The sequence below is a fragment of the Vibrio sp. D431a genome, from assembly GCF_030248655.1.
GTDB classification, from domain to species: domain Bacteria; phylum Pseudomonadota; class Gammaproteobacteria; order Enterobacterales; family Vibrionaceae; genus Vibrio; species Vibrio alginolyticus.
The window spans coordinates 224,835-247,013 of record NZ_JAHGAP010000019.1; the positions used below are offsets into that span (position 1 = coordinate 224,835).

The following is a 22,179-nucleotide window of genomic DNA, read 5'->3' on the forward strand; positions in this document are numbered from 1 at the left end:
CCAAAATTCGATGTAGAAAACTTTAGCAAAAGCCCATTCGGAGTTCGCGTAAAAAAAGCGTAAAAAATTCAATAACGATAGTGAGTTATAAACATAATCATCATTAAGTTGGCCTAACTCAATGAATAATCACAAGTTAACGTTGCCCATTAACGCCTACTTACTCGGTATAAACGACAGACACAAAAAAGAGGAGCATTTGCTCCTCTTTCGTGTAGCGTCATATTAGATGACTTGCAGTTGAGCATCACCTTGCTCAGACAAAAATCCGCCGGTTTGATGCTTCCACAACTGAGCGTAAACACCACCCAATTGCAGCAGCTCGTAATGCGAGCCTTGCTCAATGATTTTGCCGTCATCCATTACAATCAAACGATCCATCGCGGCAATCGTTGATAAACGGTGAGCAATCGCAATCACTGTTTTTCCTTCCATCAGAACTTCAAGGTTTTCTTGAATTGCCGATTCTACTTCTGAATCAAGTGCAGACGTTGCTTCATCCATGATCAAAATTGGCGCGTTTTTCAGCAGAACGCGAGCAATCGCCACACGTTGACGCTGACCACCAGACAGCTTCACACCGCGTTCACCCACTTCAACGTCATAGCCAACGTTACCTTGCTCGTCTCGTAGAGATTGAATGAAATCATGAGCATGTGCTTTCTCAGCAGCTGCGATAACGGCATCCATTGAAGCATCTGGATCACCGTAAAGAATGTTCTCTTTAATTGAACGATGCAGCAAAGAGGTGTCTTGCGTGATCATACCGATGTGTTGGCGAAGCGACTCTTGTTCAACTTGAGAAATGTCCTGTCCATCAATACAAATCTTACCGCTATTTACGTCGTAAAAACGCAGCAACAAGTTGACCAACGTGGATTTACCTGCCCCAGAACGACCGACAATGCCGACTTTTTCGCCCGGTTTGATAGTCAGGTTCAAGTTCTCAAATACCGCCTTCTCGTCACTGTAGTTAAAACCTACGTGATCAAAGCAGATCTCACCTTGGGAGATTTGCAAAGGCTTAGCATTTGGTACGTCTTTCACTTCAACATCGTTTGAAATCGTATTGATGCCGTCCACTACCGTGCCAATGTTTTCAAACAGCGCGCTAACTTCCCACATGATCCACTTCGACATACCTTGTACGCGCAATGCAATACTGATGGCAATCGCAATAGCACCAATTGTTACAGCGTGATCTAGCCATAGATAAACCGAAATGGCACTAATAGACATCAGCAGCAAATAGTTGATGGCATCCACACTAAACAGTAAACAAGCCACCATGCGCATTTGGCGGTAAACCGTCACCAAAAATTGCTTCATGCTACTTTCTGCGTATTCCAACTCTCGTTGCGAGTGCGCGAATAGCTTTACGGTAGATATGTTGGTGTAAGAATCGACAATGCGCCCAGTCATTACAGAACGAGCATCCGCTTGCTCTGTCGCTACTTGTTTCATTTTAGGGATAAAGTAGAACTGGATAACCGCGTACATTCCTATCCAAATCACAATAGGCAACATTAGCAAACCATCGGCTTCGCCCATCATCCAGAGCATCGAAAGAAAATAAACGCTGATATAAACCAGTACATCCACCAGCTTCATGACCGTTTCTCGTACCGCTAACGCACTTTGCATCACTTTGGTCGCAACTCGGCCTGCAAAGTCACGCTGGAAAAATCCAACCGCTTGTTTTAGCAAGTAACGGTGAATCAACCAACGGATAGACATCGGGTAGTTACCCAATAACGTTTGGTGCATCACCATTGAGTGGACAAAACCGAGAGCTGGCATCACAACCGCCACTAAGAACAGCATCATTAGCATGCGATCACCCTGGTCTTGCCAGAATGTTGCGCGTTCTTGATTAGAGAGAATATCGACGAGCTCGCCCATATAACGCAACAGCGTCACCTCAGTAATGGCAATAAGCGCACTGAACACAGCCATAACGAGTAAAGGGGCTTCAAAGCCACGAGTGTAAAAACGACAAAAGCCAAATAGCGTCTTCGGTGGCTTTTCGGTTTCCATCTGGGGAAAGGGTTGGGTCAGTTTTTCAAACCAATTGAACATAACAATGACTTTAGGTACCGCGAATGAATTTGCGAACGTTTTACTATCTTTTGATACAAAAGTCAGTAAAATACCGAAACAAAAGCTCAAATGATAATAATTACAATTAAGCTTAGCGTTAATCATAATTATCGGGAATAGATTTATGCAAAAGAATAACTCACTGACCATCGCGATCCGCAACGCGTTGGTTTGTGCTTTAGCACCTACAGCAGTGGTTGCATTCACAGCACAAGCTCAAGAAGACGTCGTACAAGATGACGTGATTGCCATGGAGACCATAACGGTCACCGCGCAAGCACTTAAAGTAGAAACCCCGGCAGCAGAAACGCCGCGCAGCGTATCTATCATTTCTGAAGATGAACTTCGTGTTCGTGCACCGAAAAAGCTAGATGAAGCATTACGCTACACGTCTGGTGTAACCGCTCAGCCTTATGGCGCAGACAACGACACTGATTGGTTCAAAGTTCGTGGATTTGATGCAGCGACTTACCTAAACGGCAACCGCCTATTCCGCGATGGTTACTACACATGGTTGGTCGAACCTTACGGCCTAGAAAGTGTAGAAGTCGTTAAAGGTCCATCGGCTATTCTGTTTGGTGAATCGGCACCAGGCGGTATCGTGAATGCTGTTCAGAAAAAACCAACGTTTACGCCTCAAGGCGAAGTAAAAGTCGAAGTTGGCAACAACCAACACCAATCCGTAGGTTTTGACATTGCTGACGAAGCAAACGACGCAGGCACTGTGCGCTATCGTTTGGTTGGCTTGATGACAAGCCAAGATGGTGAACTGGACGGCACAAATAACGAGCGTTTCTACCTAGCGCCAAGTGTCGAGTTCGACATTTCTGACCGTACAATGCTGACCGTTTTGGCAACTTACCTTCATGATGACGGTGTACCAACTAACCCATTCTTCCCGGCAGCAGGTACTCTGATTGGTTCTAACTTTGGCAAAATCGATCCTTCGACTAACCTTGGTCAGCCAAACTACGATAAATACGAACGCACGCAGTTTTCTCTAGGTTACTTACTAGAGCACGACATCAATGACACGTGGTCACTCTCGCAAAACCTCAACTACGGTTCGAATGAGTTGTACTTGCGCAGCTCTTACGCGTTCTCAAACAACGATCCAGCGAAAGAAGAGTTAACGCAAGGCATCGTATTCCGTGACGGAAAAAACCAGAGCATCACGTTCGATAACAATGCTGTCGGTAACTGGATGACAGACAACGCAGAGCACACAGTGCTTATCGGTATGGATCTGCAATTCCACAAAACCGATGGCGACGAGCAGGACAACTACGCATTTGGCACCATCAATCCGTGGAACCCTGTTTACGGTAACTTCACCCCTCTTGATCCTGCCAACAACGTGAAACGTGAGATTGAGAAATCTCAAGCAAGTCTCTATTCACAATACCAATTGAAACTGCATGAACAGTGGATTGGTAACATCGGTGCTCGTTACGACTGGGTGAAAACAGAAAACTCTGGCAAAGGCGCTACCGTTGATCAAAGTGAATCTCGTGATGATGGTCAGCTCTCTCTAAGTGCGGGTGTGATGTACCTTGCAAACAATGGCCTGTCACCTTACGCAAACTACTCTCAGTCGTTTGAAGTGATCAGCACTATTGATGCGGCAACCAATGAACTTTACAAACCGCTGGAAGGCGAGCAAGTAGAAGTGGGTGTGAAGTATGAGCCAAGCTTTATGGATGGCTTTATCAACCTTGCATGGTTCGACATCACGCAAAAGAATGCATTGGTCACAAACCCATCAACATGGATTGCGACACAAACAGGTGAAGTGACATCTCAAGGTGTTGAGCTAGAAAGCACGGCGCAGCTAACCGACGATCTAAAACTGATGGCAAGCTACACCTACACTAAAGCGAAAACAGATGAGAGCTTTGGCCAAGGTAAAAAACAAGCCGCACTTATTCCTGAGCACCAAGCTTCTGCATGGGTAGACTACAGCGCCTACAGCCTGATTCCAGGCCTCAATATCGGTACTGGTGTGCGCTACGTAGGTGAGTCAAAAGATAACCCTAAGAGCTCGAACCTAACGGTTCCTTCAGTCACTCTTTGGGATGCGTCAGTCACTTACGACATCACTTCACAGTGGCAAGCACAGCTAAACGTGAACAACATCCTAGATAAAGAGTTTGTTTCAGGTTGCGATTACTGGTGTTACTACGGCCAGTCTCGCTCTGTTATGCTAAACGCAAACTACCGCTGGTAATTGTACTTCTACTCCCCTCTATTGAGGGGAGTTTTCTCCTAAGAGCCATCCATGTTTCAACTGTCTAATATTGAGATCGTGCGAGGTGGACGTCAGATCCTCGGCATCGAACAACTTAACATCCCAACAAATGAGCTAACGGTCGTTTTAGGCCATAACGGTTCAGGTAAGTCGACACTGGTGAACCTGCTTTCTGGTCAAATGCCACCAGATAAAGGCACGGTAACACTAAACGATACTTCCCTTTCATCACTCAAAACCAAAGAGTTGGCAAAACAGATCGCCTATTTGCCACAAAAGCTGCCCTCTTCGGCTGGTTTAACGGTAGAAGAGCTAGTGCGCTTAGGTCGCTTTCCGTGGCGTGGGGCACTTGGTCGTTGGAAAGCTGAAGACAAACAGATCATCACGCAGGCTATGGAACGAACAGGGGTTACACCTTTTGCTCAAGCTTTGGCGGATGACTTATCGGGCGGCGAGCGCCAACGCGCTTGGGTGTCTATGCTACTGGCTCAACAATCGCCAATTTTAATTCTCGATGAGCCAACCTCGGCGCTCGATGTTCACCATCAGTTTCAACTAATGGCGCTGCTGGCAGAACTGAATCGAACCGAGAACGTAGGCATTATCGTGATCCTGCACGATCTGAACTTAGCCCTGCGCTACGCCACCCACATTGTTGCGCTCAAAAAAGGTAAAATTGCCTTTGAAGGCAACGCCGACATGTTGTTAGACGAGGCACGCCTTTCTAAACTATATGAGTCACCAATTAAGCTGATTGAGCACCCAAGCCCGGCTAACACATTAGCGAGCCAAAAGGTGGCTGTTGTATGCGCATAATGGCTCGTTTACTTACTGTGGTTACACAATCTGCTTTTCTCCTCGTATTTTTTATGACCAATGCACATGCAGTCATCACCGTTACCGATGAATATGGTGAGCATAGTTTTGAGCAAGCGCCTCAACGCGTTGTAGCCTTAAACTGGGACATCTTAGAACAAGTCTTGGCGCTAAACGTAGAACCAATCGCAGCCCCAAATTTACCAGGCTACCGCCAATGGGTCGTCAATCCAACTGCACCAGAGTCAATTGAAGATATTGGAACCCGAGCAGAGCCCAACTTAGAAAAAATAGCCAGTTTGAAACCAGATGTCATCCTTGCTGCGTCTCCACAGCAAGACTTGATTCCGTTACTCAAACAAATTGCTCCGGTAATCTATTTACCTAATTTTTCTGAAAATGAGGCCGCAGCTGAAACGGCCATTCGTCACTTTCGTACGCTCGGCAAGCTATTCAATAAAGAGGCACTTGCTGAACAGAAATTGGCAGAATTAGATGCTTCATTTGCGCAGATGCGCCAGCGAATTCGCCACTATTACTCTGCTCCACTCAGCATTCTTGTGATGCGATTTTCAACCCCGAATACTGTATTACTTGCAACCGAAAACTCTACCACTGACTACGTGGTTAGAAAACTGGGATTACAGGCTCCAATTAAAGAGGACCCACGTGCGTGGGGAGTAAAGCAAGATCGAATCAATCGGCTTCAGGGCCTTCAAAACAGCTACGTTCTCTACGTACAACCTTTCCCAGAAGAACGAAAACTGAAAGAGTCGCCACTTTGGCAAGCGATGCCGTTTGTGAAAAAGCAGCGGGTAAATTCAGTCAGAGCAGTGTGGGCGTATGGCGGTGCCATGTCTTTGCAATACACCGCTGAAGCGATTACCGACAGTCTAATAGAGTTGGCACCAGAACAATGAGAACGAAACATTATATTGGTTATCTGGCGCTGATTACGTTACTTAGCGTCTTTAGCCTACAAATTGATACTAATTTATCACTTTTCGAACAATGGCAATTATTAACAAAACCAGAGGTAGCAACCGAGTTTCGTGATGTATTCTTTACGCAAGCGCAACTTCCTAGGTTAAGTATGACCCTGCTTGTTGGTGCCATGCTTGGTCTCACCGGCAGCTTAATGCAGCAATTAACGCAGAATAACCTCACCTCGCCGTTGACTCTTGGCACCTCTTCTGGTGCTTGGCTTGCATTAGTCGTGGTAAACATTTGGTTCGTCGATTGGGTCGCCGATTACTCTGCATTAGCCGCAATGTTTGGGGCTTTAGTGGCGTTTGGCCTGATCGTATCAATTGCCGGTGTGCGTAATATGACAGGTTTGCCGTTGGTCGTTTCGGGGATGGTGATCAATATCTTGCTCGGTTCTATCGCCACAGCCATTATTATTTTAAACGCCCAGTTCGCACAGAATATTTTTATGTGGGGAGCAGGAGACCTCTCTCAATACAGCTGGGATTGGTTTGAGTGGTTATTGCCTCGCTGCGCTATCGCAATCGTAATTTTGATCGTCGCACCACGTATTCTGACCTTAATGAAACTAGGACAAGAAGGCGCTGCAGCCCGAGGCTTAGCGGTATTACCCGCGTTTGGTGCGTTAATGGTGATGGGTATTTGGCTGGTATCTGCCTCCATCACCGCAGTTGGTATTATCAGCTTCATCGGATTACTGACACCCAATATTGCCAGAGCGATGGGGGCAAGAACACCGCGCGACGAATTGATCAGCAGCATGCTTTTGGGCGCAATGCTACTAATCATCACAGACTCTGCCGCTATTTCGCTGAGCTTATGGTTAGAGGAAACCATTCCTAGCGGTGTAGCGGCTGCAGCTATTGGCGCTCCCGCTTTAATTTGGTTTACTCGTAAAAAGCTGACGGCAACCGATCAACTTAACCTTTCAATGAGCCAAGGAAAAACGGCGCTTTCTAAACGCGCGGTATGCAGCATTGCGCTATTCAGTCTGGTTGGGATTCTAGCTTACTCATTCGTTACCCATGGTATAAACGGAATTCAATGGTCTGTGCCAGGTGAGTTCCAATGGCAATTGCGTTGGCCGCGAATGTTAACCGCACTTTCTGTCGGTATTGCGCTATCCGTTGCCGGAATCATTTTGCAACGCATTGTTTATAACCCTCTGGCAAGTCCCGATATTCTCGGTGTGTCTTCCGGAGCCACGTTTGCCATTATAACGACAGGAGTCATCGCTGGGTCGCTTCTCTCCGCATTTAGCTGGGGTATCGCTTTTTTCGGAAGTATGTCCGTATTGATGTTATTGCTGATTATCGGTAAACGAAGCCATTTTAATCCATCTAACTTCGTGTTGTCCGGCATCGCACTAACGGCACTATTAGAAGCCCTCGTTCAATTTTCGCTAGCTCAAGGCTCAGGTGACAGTTACAAAATTTTATTGTGGCTAACTGGTTCTATTTATCGAGTCACAGCCGACACCGCACTGATGCTATGTTTGGCCATAATAGTTCTGCTTGCCGCTGTATTCTCGATTTCTCGTTGGCTAACACTAATTTCCATCGGGCGACAATTCTCAAATGCACGAGGGCTTAACCCTACCGTAGCCAATACGCTTATGCTCACCATCGTTGCTTTGTTATGCGCCTTTTCTACCGCTACAGTTGGTCCAATATCTTTTGTTGGCTTGGTCGCTCCCCATATGGCGATGATGTTAGGAGCAAGAAAAGTGAAAGAGCAACTGTGTGTCGGTGCCTTAATTGGCGCAACCCTAATGTTGTGGGCAGATTGGCTAGGACAAATCGCTATTTATCCAAGTCAGGTCGCAGCTGGCACGTTGGTCGCTATTATAGGCAGCACTTACTTCCTATTTTTAATGCTGAAGAGTAAATTCAGCTAAGTTGGGAATATTGTTACAGCCTAAAAATACGCTAAGAAAAACAAACCCCGCTATTTTGATAGCGGGGTTTGAAATTAAAGGCGAAGTACGATGCTCTATTCTTCTCGCACTACAGGAAAACGTTGCTCATAAAGTTCCATAAAGTCCTTACGAATTAAGTGCTCTAAGTGGTTCGCTTTATCGGTTGGGCAGAAAATCATCACGTGCAGAATTTGTTCACCATTAATGTTACTAGAAATATGCATATGTGGCTCAGAACCAGGAAGGTCAACACCGGCATGTTTTTCAATCATCGCATTGTAACGATGTGCAACATCAGCAAAGTAACTGCAATGTTCTTCAATTTTATCAGTTAAAATCGGTAGCAGTGGATACAAATTGACGAAGTCTTTCACCACTACAGAAAAGTTGTGGTAAACGTACCGCTTCATGAAGTTGAGGTTCTTTACTGGATAGGTAAAGAACATACTATTAGGCAATGTCGCTGTTTTGCCGGTGTAATGATATTGCCCATGATGCAGGTCGATCTCTTGAATCACCGTCGCCATCATATTGTGCTCAATCACTTCACCGCATAACTTCCCGACCTCAATCCAGTCCCCAACGCGAAAAGAACGTGAACTTGCTCTTTGAATCGAACCCGTAAAACACAAAATGATTTCTTTGGATGCCACTACAATGGCAACGGCAATCGCCGTTACACTCAGAGCAAACTCGTTAATTTCTGATTGCCATAAAATAAATAAAATCAGTAATGTAACAGCAAAGGTGCCATTTTTAGTTCTGGACATCCAACTACGCTGATCTTCTGAGAGAAAAGCGTGATCACCACGAATCATCGATAAAATTGCACGACGAATTAACCACATAATCGCAAAGATCAGTGCGGTAAAAATCAATTTATGAGTGAGAAGAAAATCGACAACTAACTGCACTTTCTCCATTCCACGGCTCCCTCGAATAAAAATACGGCCCAGTAACAGCTAACGATAACAAATTATTTTGTCTGTTGTCCGTGCTCACTCAAGTCTTTTTGAAATTACTCCTCTCTGAAGGCGCGATTCATGCTTTCTGTAATTGGCTTTATTAGGTAGCTCAATGGCGTTCGTGGCTCAGATAAAATAAGCACTTCGGCATTCATGCCTGAGGTTAAACGATGTTTTGTCACATCTTCCGGTGAAATTGCAATTCTAGCGAGATAAAAATCTTCTTGGTTTTCTTGCGAGAGCTTATCGGCAGAAATCGTCAGCACAGTACCGTCTAAAGGTGCCAACGTCCGTGCATTCAGAGCGGTCAGACGAACATGCGCTTGCTGGCCTGGATTCACTAAATCAATATCCTGAGGATTAACACGAGCCTCGACTAACAACTTATCGTCTTGCGGGACCAGTTCTAGTAACGTTTCACCCGAGCCAATCACACCTTTTTCGGTAAACACTTGCATGTTGACTACGCGACCAGAAATAGGTGCGTTGATCGTTGTTCTTGCGACAATATCTTGAGCGGAGCGATATTCTTCCCGAATTGCGACAATTTCCGTTTTGGTATTTCGTAGTTCCTCGACAATCTCATTCAGCCTTTCAAGCTTCAACTCTTCAATTTGCGCTAGGTTCTCATCTAACCTTTTTCTAACGGTGAGCGACTGCCTATCTAACTGGCTTAAGGTACTTCTCACCTCCGCTGCTAAGCGCTTGAGTTGAAGTAAAGTAGATTTTCCCGAGAAACCTTTTTGCACCAAGGCTTGGTTGCTGTCTATTTCTTCAGCAATAAAGTTGAGCCGTTCCGTCTCAATCACTTTGGTTTGCTGAAGGTTTTCAAGCTCTAAATTTGCTCCAGAAATACTCTGCTCAATGATACTCAGTTTACTATCAAAGAATCGCTTTCTCGCTTCAAAGATCTTGTTTTGAACCAGTTGTGCTTCTTGTACGATATCGACACGGGGAATGCTTTCAAGATCATCAGACCATACAATCGTTGGAAGCTCATCAAGCTCCGCACTTAAACGGTTTTCCTTTGCTAGAGTATGGATAAAACGACCACTTAACGAGTCCAACTTAGCCATAGCTTGACGCTTAGAAAGTTGAATTAATAACTGACCTTTTTCGACTAAATCCCCTTCCTGTACATATAGCTTTTCAATAATACCGCCTTCTAAATGCTGAATTTCTTGTCGCTTAGTGAGAACTGACAAATCACCATAAGCAATCGCTGCACTTTCTAATTTGGCTGTTGCAGCCCAGTAGCCAAGGCCTCCAAGAAAAACACTTAAGGTCACCACACCGAGTAAAATTGGTTTTCGAAAGTTTAGTCTCGCTTTGGGGCTAAAACGATATACGATCTCGGTAGAACTCTGATTAACGGTTGGCAGTTGATTGCTCATTTCTTACCCTTGGGATATCTGTTCTTTCTTCGCCCATCAAACGTTTTAATACTTCATCTTTAGCGCCGTATAACTTGACTCGGCCGTCAGCCAAATACAAGAGCCTATCCATTTGTCGTAACGTGCTCGGATTGTGAGCAATGACGATAATCGTTGTACTCTGTGCTTTTAAATGGGCAATCAAACGTTGATACGCAGCCTCTCCCTCACCATCGAGGTTGGCATTCGCTTCATCGAAAATCACAATAGAAGGGTCGCCATAAACGGCTCTTGCAAGAGCGATTCTCTGCCTTTCCCCCCCAGATAAACCACGGCCATTTTCACCAATAATGCAATCATAGCCTTTGTTTTTCTTGAGTATTAATTCATGACATCCTGCTAGTTGAGCCGCCTTGATGACTTTAGCGGGGTCTTCTTCTTTAAAGCGCGCGATGTTCTCTCGAATTGTGCCAGGAAATAACTCCACCTCTTGAGCGAGATACCCAAAATGCACGCCGCGATCTTCAGATGCCCATACGGAGACTTCCATTCCATCAAGAGTCACTTTACCCGCTAATGGCTTAACCGTACCTAATAACAGCCGAGCAAACGTCGATTTACCCGTACCAGAAGGGCCAATCACCCCAACAGCAACACCCGGAGGAATCGATAAGCTGAGCGATGAGAGCACTGGTTCGGTTGCTCCAGGATGGCGATAGGCCAGTCCGGTAAGCTCATAGTGTCCTTTTGGTTTAGGCAGTGGCATATCTGATTCATCTTGGCGCACGATCGCATCGATTTCTTTCAACCTTTTATAGGCGCCTTTAGCAGACATCGCGCTTCGCCACGTGCCTATCGCCTGCTCCATCGGCGATAATGCCCGACTCATTAATATGGAGCTCGCGATCATCGCCCCTGCCGTTATCTCATGTTGGATAACTAACCATGCACCACCTCCCAGTAAAAATATCTGTAATGAGCCACGCACAAACTTAGAAAAGTTAGCCATGTAGATAGACTTACCTGCAACTCGCTCTTCAAGCACATTCACTTCGCTCACGCGCGACTGCCACTTCTCTAAAAATGCATTCATCATCCCCATTGCGAGAATTGAATTGGAGTTTTGCGTGGCTAATTCTGCGTTGTTGATATGAGAAATCGCTCTGACTTCGCTCTCTTGCATTGTTTTACGCGTCATTAGCTCATTAAGTAGACCTAGGCTAAACAATACGATAGATCCAAGTAACGCGATGTGACCTAGTATCGGGTGCAATAAATACACAAATAAAATAAACAGCGGTGTCCAGGGCGCATCCAACAGTGGATAAGGTGCTTGACTGCTCAAAAAGCTTTTGATGTTCTGAATGTCTCTCAGAGTTTGCGAGGTATAACTCTTCCCAGTATGTGATTGATATTGAATCGTGCGCTTGAGCATGAAAGCGGAGAGTTTTGTGTCCATCCAATAACCAAAAGATTTACTCATTTGTGCTCGTGCAATGTCGATGATGGACATGGTTAACAGCGCGACAATTACGATGACAGTGAGCAAGAATAAAGTATCGGTTGAGTAGGAGGATATAACTCGGTTGTACACTTGAAGCATGTACAACGGAATCGAGAGAACCAATAAGTTGATAAAAAGGCTAAAAACGATCAGCAAGCCCGCAAGCGTGCATAGTTTTTGTTTCACTTCTTTGAAAACCGTTTTTTGCACGACTACTTCCGTTTAACGTGAAAATTGTAGGCGCCAGAAATACTAGCGCCTAGCTTAAGATAACCTCAAATCGCTCTAGAGTGTCCGATTAGTTCACCTCAGCATGGCAGAGCCACGCAAACTAATTCCCATCCAGAGTTATTTTCAGTCGTTTAGATTACGAACAGATCTGCACCATAGGTGTTGATGTCAGTTTCAGTCACGCCAATAAGTTTCACTGTTAGATCAGCCCCATCGGTAAACACTGCATTCCCAACTGCATCGTAGCTAAAGCTTAAATCACCAAAGTCAGTGACAGAGTCGCTAATGATGTGCAAAGAGTCTTCACCAATGGTGAAATCAACAACTTTGGCTTCGCCATGGCCACCAAACTTATCCGTGAACACAAACTTATCGCCATTGCTGCCGCCAACTAAAACGTTGTCACCAGAACCAGCAACAAGAATATCTTCACCGACACCACCATTTAATTTATTGTCACCCAACAAACCCAACAGCAAGTCATTACCGGTACCACCGCCGAGGTAGTCGTTTCCTGTACCAGCCCTAAGGATGTCATCTCCAGCACCACCAGTTAGGCGATCGTCGCCGTCGCCGCCGATCACATAATCATTACCGCCACCGCCAACAAACGAGTCATTACCACCAAAACCGATAAACAAATCATCGCCGCCATCGAAATCAGCAAATTGGTTATTTACACCTGCATCGCCTAAATACGTGTCATTGTCACTTGCGCTCATTTTTATTCCCTCTTAGCTTATTAATTGAATAGACCTTCTGTTCCACGTCTGACTAGATTCGTCACGACATGAGAAGTCTAATAGTCAACTGAATAGGAATAAGTTTGAATATGGGATGATATTTCAGACTGACATTTTAATAATAAATATAAAATTTAGTACTTTATAGAGTATTTTCTTTTTATTACAGCAAGTTAATACTAGTACTACAGGTTTCTCTTAGCCCAACTTGTAGCTTGCGTACGGTTCTTTACTTCTAACTTTCTAAAAATATTGTATAGATGTGATTTAATAGTATGCTCGCTGATAAATAAAGAATCAGCGATTTCCATATTTGAACCACCTTCTTTCAACATTTTTAAAACCTGAACTTCACGCCGAGTAAGCTCAACCTCAATAGCAGGTTCGATAATGCTATTTACTTCTCTGCCTCGATAATAATTTACTAGCTGATCAAGTAATCTTCGAGACAGCCAATTATCCCCTTTTATTATTGCTTTTAATCCCTGACAAACCTTGTCCATTGAATCTCCTGGACCAAATATACCTTTTACATGAGGCCAAGAAGCGAGTTCTTCTGTGTCTAAGTCATAACCTAGATTAAGCATTATGGTTCCTAGCACTTTATTACTATCTTTTAAATAAACTAAAGTTTCGGAAGGAATCTCAACTGAAAAATCAACAAGCAAAAAGTAGCGTTCCGGAATGAGTTCATGATAACTAGGGTTTTTAGTATCAATGATCGTTATTTTAGTTTCTGTATTTTTAGAAAGCATTTCCTTAAAGTTTTCACTCTGTAAACTTTGTTGAGTGAGCATTAGGATTTCAGGCTTTTCCATATACTGTTCCATAAAGTTTCTCATACTTTCAGTGACTTAACATTCTTAAATTAGTAGTTAATCGTCAGCACTTAGTTTGATATGTAAGTGCTAGTTCACAGAGTAAAGTTATTTGCTACTTTTTTAAATTCTAAAGTTATTAAAAAGAGAACCAAAAAAAGTGTTTCTCATAAAAGAAACACTTTTAACACATTCAGGTCACAGAAATTATTAAGAGTTTACTAAATTAGGCAACCTAATATTGCAATAGCATTACACCGTTAACGAGTTGTCTGAAATATTTTCCTTTGCCCAAATAAGTGCTTGAACTCTATTTTTCACATCAATCTTCTTGAAAATATTATGTAAATGCGTTTTTACCGTATTCTCGCTGACAAATAATTGTTCGGCGATTTGTTGATTGGACGCCCCCATGGAAAGAAAGGTAATTATTTGTTGCTCTCGTTTGGTCAGAATAGCGGAAACATTCTTATTTATAGGTTTGCAATGTCGACGAAGGTAAGTAATGTACTGCTGAGAAAACTTACGGCTGAACCACATATCTCCTTGAAGCACCTTACCAATACCAACTTGCAACGTTTTTATATCATCAGAGGTATAGAAAATACCGGCCAAAGTACGCCAAGCAAAGAGGTCTTCTGTCGATATGGATTGCTCACAATTAATTAAGATTTCAAGCGTGTCTTTCTGCTTGGCCGCTTTAAACTCCGCATAACGGCGAAAAATTTCATCCGTGATCACGCTGCAATCAACAATAATGGCTGATGCAAGAGATTCATGTAACACTCCGTGAATCAGATTATCTGGCGTGATTAGAGCAACACTAATACCGAGTTTGGTCTCCAATACATCTTTCAACAGAGATGACTGTAGACTTCCCTCCGTGATTAAAATAACGTTTCTTTTTTTTTGCTGCTCCATCCTGATCGCATTCCCTTGGTCGTTTTTATTGAAATACGCAATAGATTTAGATAGAGCGGTAGTATTGTCAAGTATGAAAATCACTAGTACTAATTAATAACTCATTGAAGTGTCAATAATTTTTAAGTGGCAAGTATATGAGAGGTATTAGCATTTTTCAGACATTAAAAAAGGGAGTATAAACTCCCTTTTTGTGTTTGAGCAGGTGATTTAATCACGCACGTTAGAGGCAAAACACCACCTAACTTAGTGGATTGGAACTGCGTTTTTTTGGTTAAACTTACCAAAGTGTTGTTCTAACACTTCTGGCGTCAGCTTACCTTCCGCTTCCAGCTTTTTCAGCTCAGCGACGATCGCTTTTTGCTCTTCTAGCGACGGCAGTTTTACTTCTGGCTCCTGAGCGGTTTCTTGAGAAATTTGCTCTAGTTCTTTTTCGAAGTCATTCATAGTACTTACCTAAAATTAATGATTGAACTTTTAAACTTCGCCTATTCTATCCAACTCTATAACTTGAAGCTACCAACCATCTTGTCTAAACGAGAAGAGAGCGCTTGAAGATCGCGACTTGCATCCGCCAACTCTTCTGCTGTCGCGGTTGTCATTTCATTTATCGCGTTGATTTCTTCGATATTTTGATTAATGGTATGCACCACCGTGGATTGCTCTTCCGTCGCCGTTGCAACTTGTGTATTACGATCAGAGATGTCGGTGATTCGTTCAGAAATACTGATTAATACCTCGACTGCTTCATCGGTAGAAGTAACCCCTTCTATGGTGACCGCTTTGCCCGCTTCCATAGCATTTACCGCGTCTTGTGCGTCACTTTGAAGCTGATTGATCATGCGCTGAATCTCTTCTGTAGAATCAGCCGTGCGTGAAGCTAGGTTTCTTACCTCATCAGCAACAACCGCAAAACCACGTCCCTGCTCACCAGCACGAGCAGCTTCAATTGCAGCGTTTAGCGCAAGTAAATTCGTTTGCTCAGAGATGTCACGAATTACACCCAGAATCGAGCCAATATCTTTGGTTGTCGATGCCAACTGCGTAACAACAATATTGGTTGTTTCAACATCATCGGCTAGGCGGCTGATCACCTCTTTTGCTTTCATCACAACTTCTCGACCAGTTTGAGTGTTATCTGAAGCCTGATTTGCCGTATCAGCAGCGGTAGCAGCGTTCGATGCAATTTCACTGATGGTCGCACCCATTTGGTTGATAGCTGCAACTACTTGAATGGTTTGATCACGCTGCTCTTGGCTGTTGTCGTGTGTGGATGTTGCTTTCGTTGACACACTTTCTGCCGCTTGACTTAATGAGCCACTGGTTAAAGCAACCTCTTTAATCGTGGCATGAATCTTCTCAATAAATCCATTAAAGCCTTTTGAAAGCTGAGCAATTTCATCATTACCCTTAATTTCAATACGCTGCGCCAAATCGCCTTCACCTTGCCCAAGGTCGGTAAAACGATCGGCAATCAGTCGGATTGGTTTCGTAATGCTGTTTGCTAACCATACGCCCATGAGGATGAATACAACGGCAACAATGATGGTCGTAAACAGCATTTTTTTAGCTGTCGCATTCAGGTCTGCGAATACTTCATCAACGGGAACCACGCCAATAACAAACCAGTTCATTGAAGGAACATACAAACTAGAAACAAAAGTATCCTGCCCTTCAAACTCCACATTAATTAGGTTGAAGCTATTTTTGTTCAACAGCGCACTTGCGTCACTACCAAATAGTTTAGTGATAGAAGTTTGGTTCTTACCTTGTTGGCGGTGTATTTGAATCTGGCCTTGTTCATTAGTGAGGAACACGTAACCCGTATCTTCAATTTTAAACCCATTGAGCAAAGTAACCATGTCTCCCATAGATTTAGAGAGACCTGACATTGATGTACCATTAAGATCTTGGAAATTGGCAAACATTTTCACTTCGCCATTTGCCTCTTGGAACACACTCACGGACGTTTCTTGACCAGACGACGTAAATCCAAAGAACCAAGCATCTTGCGTTCGGTTAAGTTGACGTAAGAATCCGTTTTGATTCCAGTAATATGCCGTTTGACGATTCGCTACCGACGCATCATTAAGACCATACTGTGATTTAACGTTATTGAGCTGCTGAACCAACTGAACTTCTACTGACGGATCACGGTCTGTATTAGATAGGGCTTCAACAATAAATTCGTTTGTAGCCAGCTGTTTTGCCGCTTGTTGCATTTCGACAACTTCGCGGTCAATTTCGGTATTGATTTGCTGCAACATCGCAGGTAGCTCGATGTCAATAAGACGATGGCTCAATACATCTCTCGCATGACGCTGAGCCATAACACCAACAATGATTGTTGATGCTAGAACAGCAAACGTAATGCCAAGTACAACCTTCTGTTTGATGCTCAAGGAATGAAGTTTCAACATATTCGGACCTTTTAAAAGAATCACTTGTTATTGGCCCCACAAGGGGAATCAGGTGCATATCTCATGACACGCACACCACGGAATCTTTATCGGCTCATATGTACAAAACTAGAGGCATTTCTCATTATATTATGAAAAATAAATGTAACACACTGTCAAATAAGCACTTTCAGAGATAGCACGTACTTGCAATTCTCTGTAGCGTCCCAATATTGAAAAGATAAATTGCAATAGAGCGTTGGAACTTTTTTCACATGGAAAATGACCAATACTCAACACGAAAATCATATGGATACCGAGAGTCCAAAGCATGCATAAATCTAACTTCGAAACTCTTCAGCAATACTTAGAGTCGCAGATCATCGGACAGCAAGATCTGGTAAAGCAACTGCTTGTTGCGCTTCTTGCGGATGGGCATATTTTAGTTGAAGGCCCTCCTGGGTTAGCAAAAACCCGTGCAGTAAAATCACTCTCAGACTGTGTTGAAGGCGACTTCCACCGCATTCAGTTCACCCCTGATTTGCTGCCAGCCGATTTAACCGGCACCGATATCTTCCGTCCCGAAACCGGAGAATTCACTTTCCAATCAGGTCCTATCTTCAACTCGCTTATTCTTGCGGATGAGATAAACCGTGCACCAGCCAAAGTACAAGCGGCAATGCTTGAAGCAATGGCAGAGAAACAAGTCACAGCAGGTCGTCATACCTACCCGCTGCCAGAGTTGTTTTTGGTTATGGCAACTCAAAACCCGATAGAGCAAGAAGGGACCTACCCCCTTCCTGAAGCGCAGCTAGACCGCTTTTTATTGCATTTAGAAGTGGAATACCCAGATGCGGAGCATGAGCTATCTATCTTGCGTATTAACCGCGGAGAAGCAAAAGGCGAAGCAAAGGTTGAACGCCCAATGTTAAGCCAACAAGATATATTCACCGCACGTAAAGAAGTGTTGGATATTCATATGGCAGAAACGATAGAGCAGTACATCGTCCGTTTAGTTATGGCGACACGTCAAGCCAACAAATATGACACTGAGTTGGACAAATGGTTGTCAATGGGTGTGAGTCCGCGTGCTACCATCGCTCTTGATCGCTGTGCACGTGCGCACGCTTGGCTTGCTGGTCGTGATTTTGTCTCTCCGGAAGATGTTCAAACCATGGCTTATCCGGTACTGCGCCACCGTTTATTATTGAGTTACCACGCTCAAGCTGAAGGCATTACGGCAAACCAGGTCATCGATAAACTGCTAAACCTTGTTGGCAGTGCATAAACGAGTGAGTGATATGTCCGCTACACATTCATTACCACCTCATGCGAATGGGGTGACATTAACCCTTGAAGAGCTGCTCCAATATCGCACTCAATCTGTACGTTGGTTACCACCAGCACAGAGTCTCTGGTCGCAGATGAGTGGTAACCATACCAGTCGCCAAAAAGGGCGAGGTATGGATTTTATGGAGGTGCGCCAATATCAACCTGGCGACGATATTCGCAGCATTGATTGGCGAGTCACCGCTAGGACCGGTAAAGCACATACGAAGTTGTTTGCAGAAGATAAAGAGCAAGCGGTCATTCTTTATCTTGATCTAAGTTCTAGTCTACATTTTGGATCTAAGTATGTACTCAAATCCGTTCAATTGGCCCACTTTGCCAGTGTTCTAATTTGGCTAACTCTAGCTAAAAAAGATCGCATCGGCGCAGTGATTGATGACGGACATCAATGTCTTGAATTTCGCCCCTCTTCTTTACAAAGACAAGGGCTGCGGATTCTTAACGCCATAGTCGACATACATAATGCGCAAGTAACTCGTACTGCAAGCAACGACACTCGTACACTGCCGTATGCACAAGTATTGGAGACACTTCATACGCTCACCCCAAAAGGCAGCGAATTGATTATGCTCAGTGATTTTGCCCACGTAATACCAACGGAACTGGCACAACTACGTCGACTCAAACAACACAATAGCGTAAGGGCTGTTCAGTTTTATGATCCGTTAGAAAGAGGCGAAACAGACTTTAGAGGTCAAGTGAAAGCTTCGGATGGGCTGCATAGTCAATGGTTTAACTTTGGCTCTAAAGGACAACGAAGAGAACTCGAAAGCCATTTTACCCAACATCAAGAAACCATTAAGCAGCAATGCCATTCAATAGCAATTCCATTTAACACGCTATCAAGTGGCTGGCCCTTAATTTCACAATTAAGCTAACAAACTGACAAGCAGTATTTATTAAGCAGTAATAATAATGACAACAAACAACCAAAGCCTAGACCTTGAACCTTTGATTTTGCCAAACGCACCGGATTGGTTTCCGCTCGCTTGGGGATGGTGGGTGGTGCTTGCAGCCACCTTGCTCTTCGTTTTCGGCATTTGTCTTTATGTGAGATGGCGTAAAAAACACTTACGCGCAAAAAAGACAGCATTAACACTTTTAACTCAACCTACCGCGCCTCATACCCCCTCTTCTGCTCTGGAAATATTGCGCCAGGCAGCATTGAGTTACTTTCCGCGTGAAGAGATCGCACCATTAACCGGAATCGCTTGGTATGAATTTCTCGATAGCCATACCAAAGAGACTCGATTCGTAGACAAACAACATCAGTGGCAAGAAGCGTTGTATCAGAATTCTTCCCAAGGGCAGCATCAAAGCTTGGTAGACGATTGTGTCTTTTGGATAACCTACGCTTTGCCACCAAAGAAAAAGGCAAATAACCGTGACTGAGCAAACACTCATAACCGACCTTGCCCAATGGCTAAACATTGAATTTGTCTGGTGGTGGGCACTGTTTTTGTTGCCCATCCCCTGGTTGGTATACAAGTTCCTGCCACAAGAATCTCAACAAGCCGAGATCAAATTGGCGTACTTACCAACTAATGAGAATAGCAGCAAACCTAAGCAAGCCCTGCAAAAAGCGCTTTCAATCGCGATCTGGGGCCTTCTTGTCGTCGCTTGTGCGCGTCCAGTTTGGTTTGGCGATCCCGTTGAATTCCAACCCAAATATCGGGACTTGATGTTAGTCGTCGATCTGTCCGGTTCGATGCAGCAGGAAGACATGGAACTCAACGGCGAATATATCGATCGCCTCACAGCAGTCAAAAAAGTTCTGTCTGATTTCGTAGCAAAGAGAAAAGGTGACCGTCTCGGAGTTGTTTTGTTTGGCGACCATGCTTATTTGCAAACACCACTCACTGCAGACCGAAAAAGCGTCATGCAACAGATTAATCAAACCGTCATCGGTTTGGTTGGTCAACGAACCGCCATTGGTGATGGTATTGGTTTAGGCACAAAAACCTTTGTAGACAGTGATGCTCCCCAACGAGTCATGATTTTGCTCAGTGACGGCAGCAATACTGCAGGGGTGCTCGAGCCGCTAGAAGCAGCGGAAATTGCGAAAAAATACAACGCCACTATTTACACCGTAGGCGTGGGCGCTGGTGAAATGATGGTGAAAGAGTTTTTCATGACTCGCAAAGTCAACACCGCAGCCGACTTAGATGAACAAACACTGACTAAAGTGGCAGAGGTGACAGGTGGACAATATTTTCGAGCGCGAGATACGGAAGAGCTCGAAAAGATTTATGACACAATCAACCAGCTAGAACCCGTATCTAGCGACACACAAACTTGGCGCCCACAGTCTGAATGGTTTCCATATCCATTAAGCGCTGCATTTGTATTATCGGTATTGTTATTCCTATTAAGGAGAAAACATGGCTGAGTTTATTTTCCTCAATCCTTATTGGCTTTTAGGGCTCATCGTGATCCCTATAGCACTCTTGCTTAATCACAAATTTAGAGCCCAAAAGTCCACACTGATTGCCCCTCACCTATCGCGGATGCTCGGACAAAACACGCAGTCTAAGCATTACTTCACTCTATGGGGTTTAGCTTGGGCAATAACTTGCATTTCATTAGCGGGGCCAAGCTGGCAGTCCAATGCTCGACCAAGCTTTGAGTTAAACCAAAACCGTATCTTGGTACTTGATATGTCTCGCTCTATGTTTGCTACAGACATCAAACCCAATCGGCTAGCACAAACACGTTATAAGGCGCTCGATTTGCTGCCAAAATGGAAAGAGGGAGCCACTGGACTTATTGCTTACGCTGGCGATGCCTATAACTTAAGTCCACTGACAACTGATTCCAGTACGCTTGCGGGCATTATCGAAAATTTGTCGCCAGAGCTGATGCCTTTTCAAGGGGCAAACCTGCCTGCCGCGATTGAACTTGCGATCAACCAGTTTTCTCAAGTCGGCACGCAACAAGGCGATATCATCGTGTTAGCGGATGATCTTGATACGTCAGAGCTGTCTCGCGCGTTAGATTTAGTCCAAGGTACAAAGTTTCGCATTTCTGTTCTTGCCGTCGGGACTCCTAACGGTGCGCCTATCGCGCTGCCCGATGGCTCTCTGCTAAAAACGGCACAAGACACAACCGTCGTAGCGAAAACAAACCTGAAAAACCTACAGACGCTAGCGAATAAAACTGGCGGTCTATTTGTTCCTATTCAGCACACCAACCGTGATGTTGAAAATATCGCGGCCTTTACTAATAACATTGGTAGCCAGCTTTCTGCGACCCAAAGCGAAGAAGTTAAAACTGATTCTCGTCTCAACAGTGGCTTTTGGTTACTGCCGTTGTTACTTCTTCCTGCGGCTTTACTGTTTCGACGCGGCCTGATTTGGGTGGTAGTTGCGACTGCAGTCCCAGTAACGTGGACACCGCATGCAGAAGCTAATCCGTTCTTAAATGCCGACCAACAAGGAGCGGAACTCTACAAGCAAGGTGAGTATGAACAGGCGCAAAACCTATTTACAAACCCAAGCTGGAAAGGAGCCGCCAGTTATCAAAAAGGTGACTACGAAGCCGCTATCGAAGCATTTTCTCATGATGCCTCCCTTAACGGCCGCTATAACCTCGCCAACTCGCTCGCTCAAAATGGTCAATTAGAAGATGCGGCTGATTTGTATAAAAAACTGCTAGAGGAAAAGCCTAACTTTGAAGCCGCGAAGAAAAACCTATCGGTTGTAGAAGAAAAGCTAAAACAGCAACAGCAACAGCAACAGCAACAGCAACAGCAACAGCAACAGCAACAGCAACAGCAACAGCAACAGCAACAGCAACAGCAACAGCAA

18 protein-coding genes are annotated in these 22,179 nt (G+C 44.3%); 9 read left to right on the top strand and 9 right to left on the bottom strand.

Going from position 1 to position 22,179, the window contains the following annotated elements; translation table 11 throughout:
- Positions 1-225: 225 nt before the first annotated feature.
- Positions 226-2,079 carry an ABC transporter ATP-binding protein gene (locus KJB35_RS17400; RefSeq protein WP_285358308.1) on the bottom strand — a complete coding sequence of 618 codons (1,854 nt, stop codon included), beginning with the start codon at positions 2,077-2,079 and terminating at the stop codon, positions 226-228.
- A gap of 145 nt (positions 2,080-2,224) precedes the next feature.
- Between KJB35_RS17400 and KJB35_RS17405 the strand changes: the two genes are divergently transcribed.
- The 4 genes from KJB35_RS17405 to fhuB are packed head-to-tail and all read left to right on the top strand — an operon-like array spanning position 2,225 to position 8,048.
- Entirely contained in the window at positions 2,225-4,327 is a 2,103-nt protein-coding gene (locus KJB35_RS17405; RefSeq protein WP_132936302.1) for a TonB-dependent siderophore receptor, read from the top strand.
- A gap of 51 nt (positions 4,328-4,378) precedes the next feature.
- Positions 4,379-5,164: an ABC transporter ATP-binding protein gene (locus KJB35_RS17410; protein WP_017635311.1), complete on the top strand. Its 786-nt coding sequence runs from the start codon at positions 4,379-4,381 to the stop codon at positions 5,162-5,164.
- On the top strand, positions 5,155-6,084 hold the full coding sequence (locus KJB35_RS17415) for an iron-siderophore ABC transporter substrate-binding protein (RefSeq protein WP_213907572.1): 930 nt from the start codon (positions 5,155-5,157) through the stop codon (positions 6,082-6,084). Before KJB35_RS17410 ends, KJB35_RS17415 begins: the two co-directional genes overlap by 10 nt.
- Positions 6,081-8,048, top strand: a complete 1,968-nt coding sequence (fhuB, locus tag KJB35_RS17420) for a Fe(3+)-hydroxamate ABC transporter permease FhuB (protein ID WP_053307903.1) — start codon at positions 6,081-6,083, stop codon at positions 8,046-8,048. The genes KJB35_RS17415 and fhuB overlap by 4 nt, the downstream gene beginning before the upstream one ends.
- A gap of 95 nt (positions 8,049-8,143) precedes the next feature.
- On the opposite strand, the gene KJB35_RS17425 is transcribed toward fhuB, so the two are convergent.
- From KJB35_RS17425 to KJB35_RS17460, 8 genes are all read right to left on the bottom strand, one after another.
- Positions 8,144-8,992 carry a mechanosensitive ion channel family protein gene (locus tag KJB35_RS17425; RefSeq protein WP_005375171.1) on the bottom strand — a complete coding sequence of 283 codons (849 nt, stop codon included), beginning with the start codon at positions 8,990-8,992 and terminating at the stop codon, positions 8,144-8,146.
- A gap of 95 nt (positions 8,993-9,087) precedes the next feature.
- Entirely contained in the window at positions 9,088-10,428 is a 1,341-nt protein-coding gene (locus KJB35_RS17430) for an HlyD family type I secretion periplasmic adaptor subunit (protein WP_005375170.1), read from the bottom strand.
- Positions 10,403-12,121, bottom strand: coding sequence for a type I secretion system permease/ATPase (locus KJB35_RS17435; protein ID WP_042521608.1), 1,719 nt, complete (start codon positions 12,119-12,121; stop codon positions 10,403-10,405). The genes KJB35_RS17430 and KJB35_RS17435 overlap by 26 nt, the downstream gene beginning before the upstream one ends.
- A gap of 152 nt (positions 12,122-12,273) precedes the next feature.
- On the bottom strand, positions 12,274-12,864 hold the full coding sequence (locus tag KJB35_RS17440; RefSeq protein ID WP_005375168.1) for a calcium-binding protein: 591 nt from the start codon (positions 12,862-12,864) through the stop codon (positions 12,274-12,276).
- A 206-nt stretch (positions 12,865-13,070) separates the two neighbouring features.
- Positions 13,071-13,727: a LuxR C-terminal-related transcriptional regulator gene (locus KJB35_RS17445; RefSeq protein ID WP_213907571.1), complete on the bottom strand. Its 657-nt coding sequence runs from the start codon at positions 13,725-13,727 to the stop codon at positions 13,071-13,073.
- A 228-nt stretch (positions 13,728-13,955) separates the two neighbouring features.
- Positions 13,956-14,624: a LuxR C-terminal-related transcriptional regulator gene (locus KJB35_RS17450; RefSeq protein WP_021707603.1), complete on the bottom strand. Its 669-nt coding sequence runs from the start codon at positions 14,622-14,624 to the stop codon at positions 13,956-13,958.
- Positions 14,625-14,870: 246 nt separating this feature from the next.
- Entirely contained in the window at positions 14,871-15,071 is a 201-nt protein-coding gene (locus tag KJB35_RS17455; protein WP_005375165.1) for a restriction endonuclease subunit S, read from the bottom strand.
- Between the two features lie 56 nt (positions 15,072-15,127).
- A complete protein-coding gene (locus KJB35_RS17460; RefSeq protein WP_213907570.1) occupies positions 15,128-17,044 on the bottom strand; it encodes a methyl-accepting chemotaxis protein in 1,917 nt (638 codons plus the stop codon).
- A 310-nt stretch (positions 17,045-17,354) separates the two neighbouring features.
- Between KJB35_RS17460 and KJB35_RS17465 the strand changes: the two genes are divergently transcribed.
- The 5 genes from KJB35_RS17465 to KJB35_RS17485 all read left to right on the top strand — a co-directional run.
- On the top strand, positions 17,355-18,311 hold the full coding sequence (locus KJB35_RS17465; RefSeq protein ID WP_017635415.1) for a MoxR family ATPase: 957 nt from the start codon (positions 17,355-17,357) through the stop codon (positions 18,309-18,311).
- A gap of 13 nt (positions 18,312-18,324) precedes the next feature.
- Positions 18,325-19,251, top strand: coding sequence for a DUF58 domain-containing protein (locus KJB35_RS17470; RefSeq protein WP_017821861.1), 927 nt, complete (start codon positions 18,325-18,327; stop codon positions 19,249-19,251).
- A gap of 37 nt (positions 19,252-19,288) precedes the next feature.
- Positions 19,289-19,765: a DUF4381 domain-containing protein gene (locus KJB35_RS17475; protein WP_085569364.1), complete on the top strand. Its 477-nt coding sequence runs from the start codon at positions 19,289-19,291 to the stop codon at positions 19,763-19,765.
- Positions 19,758-20,762 (top strand): VWA domain-containing protein, encoded by a 1,005-nt coding sequence (locus KJB35_RS17480; protein WP_025768550.1) that lies wholly within the window; start codon positions 19,758-19,760, stop codon positions 20,760-20,762. The genes KJB35_RS17475 and KJB35_RS17480 overlap by 8 nt, the downstream gene beginning before the upstream one ends.
- A partial coding sequence (locus KJB35_RS17485) for a VWA domain-containing protein (RefSeq protein ID WP_285469444.1) occupies positions 20,755-22,179 on the top strand: 1,425 nt, incomplete at its 3' end. The genes KJB35_RS17480 and KJB35_RS17485, both read left to right, overlap by 8 nt.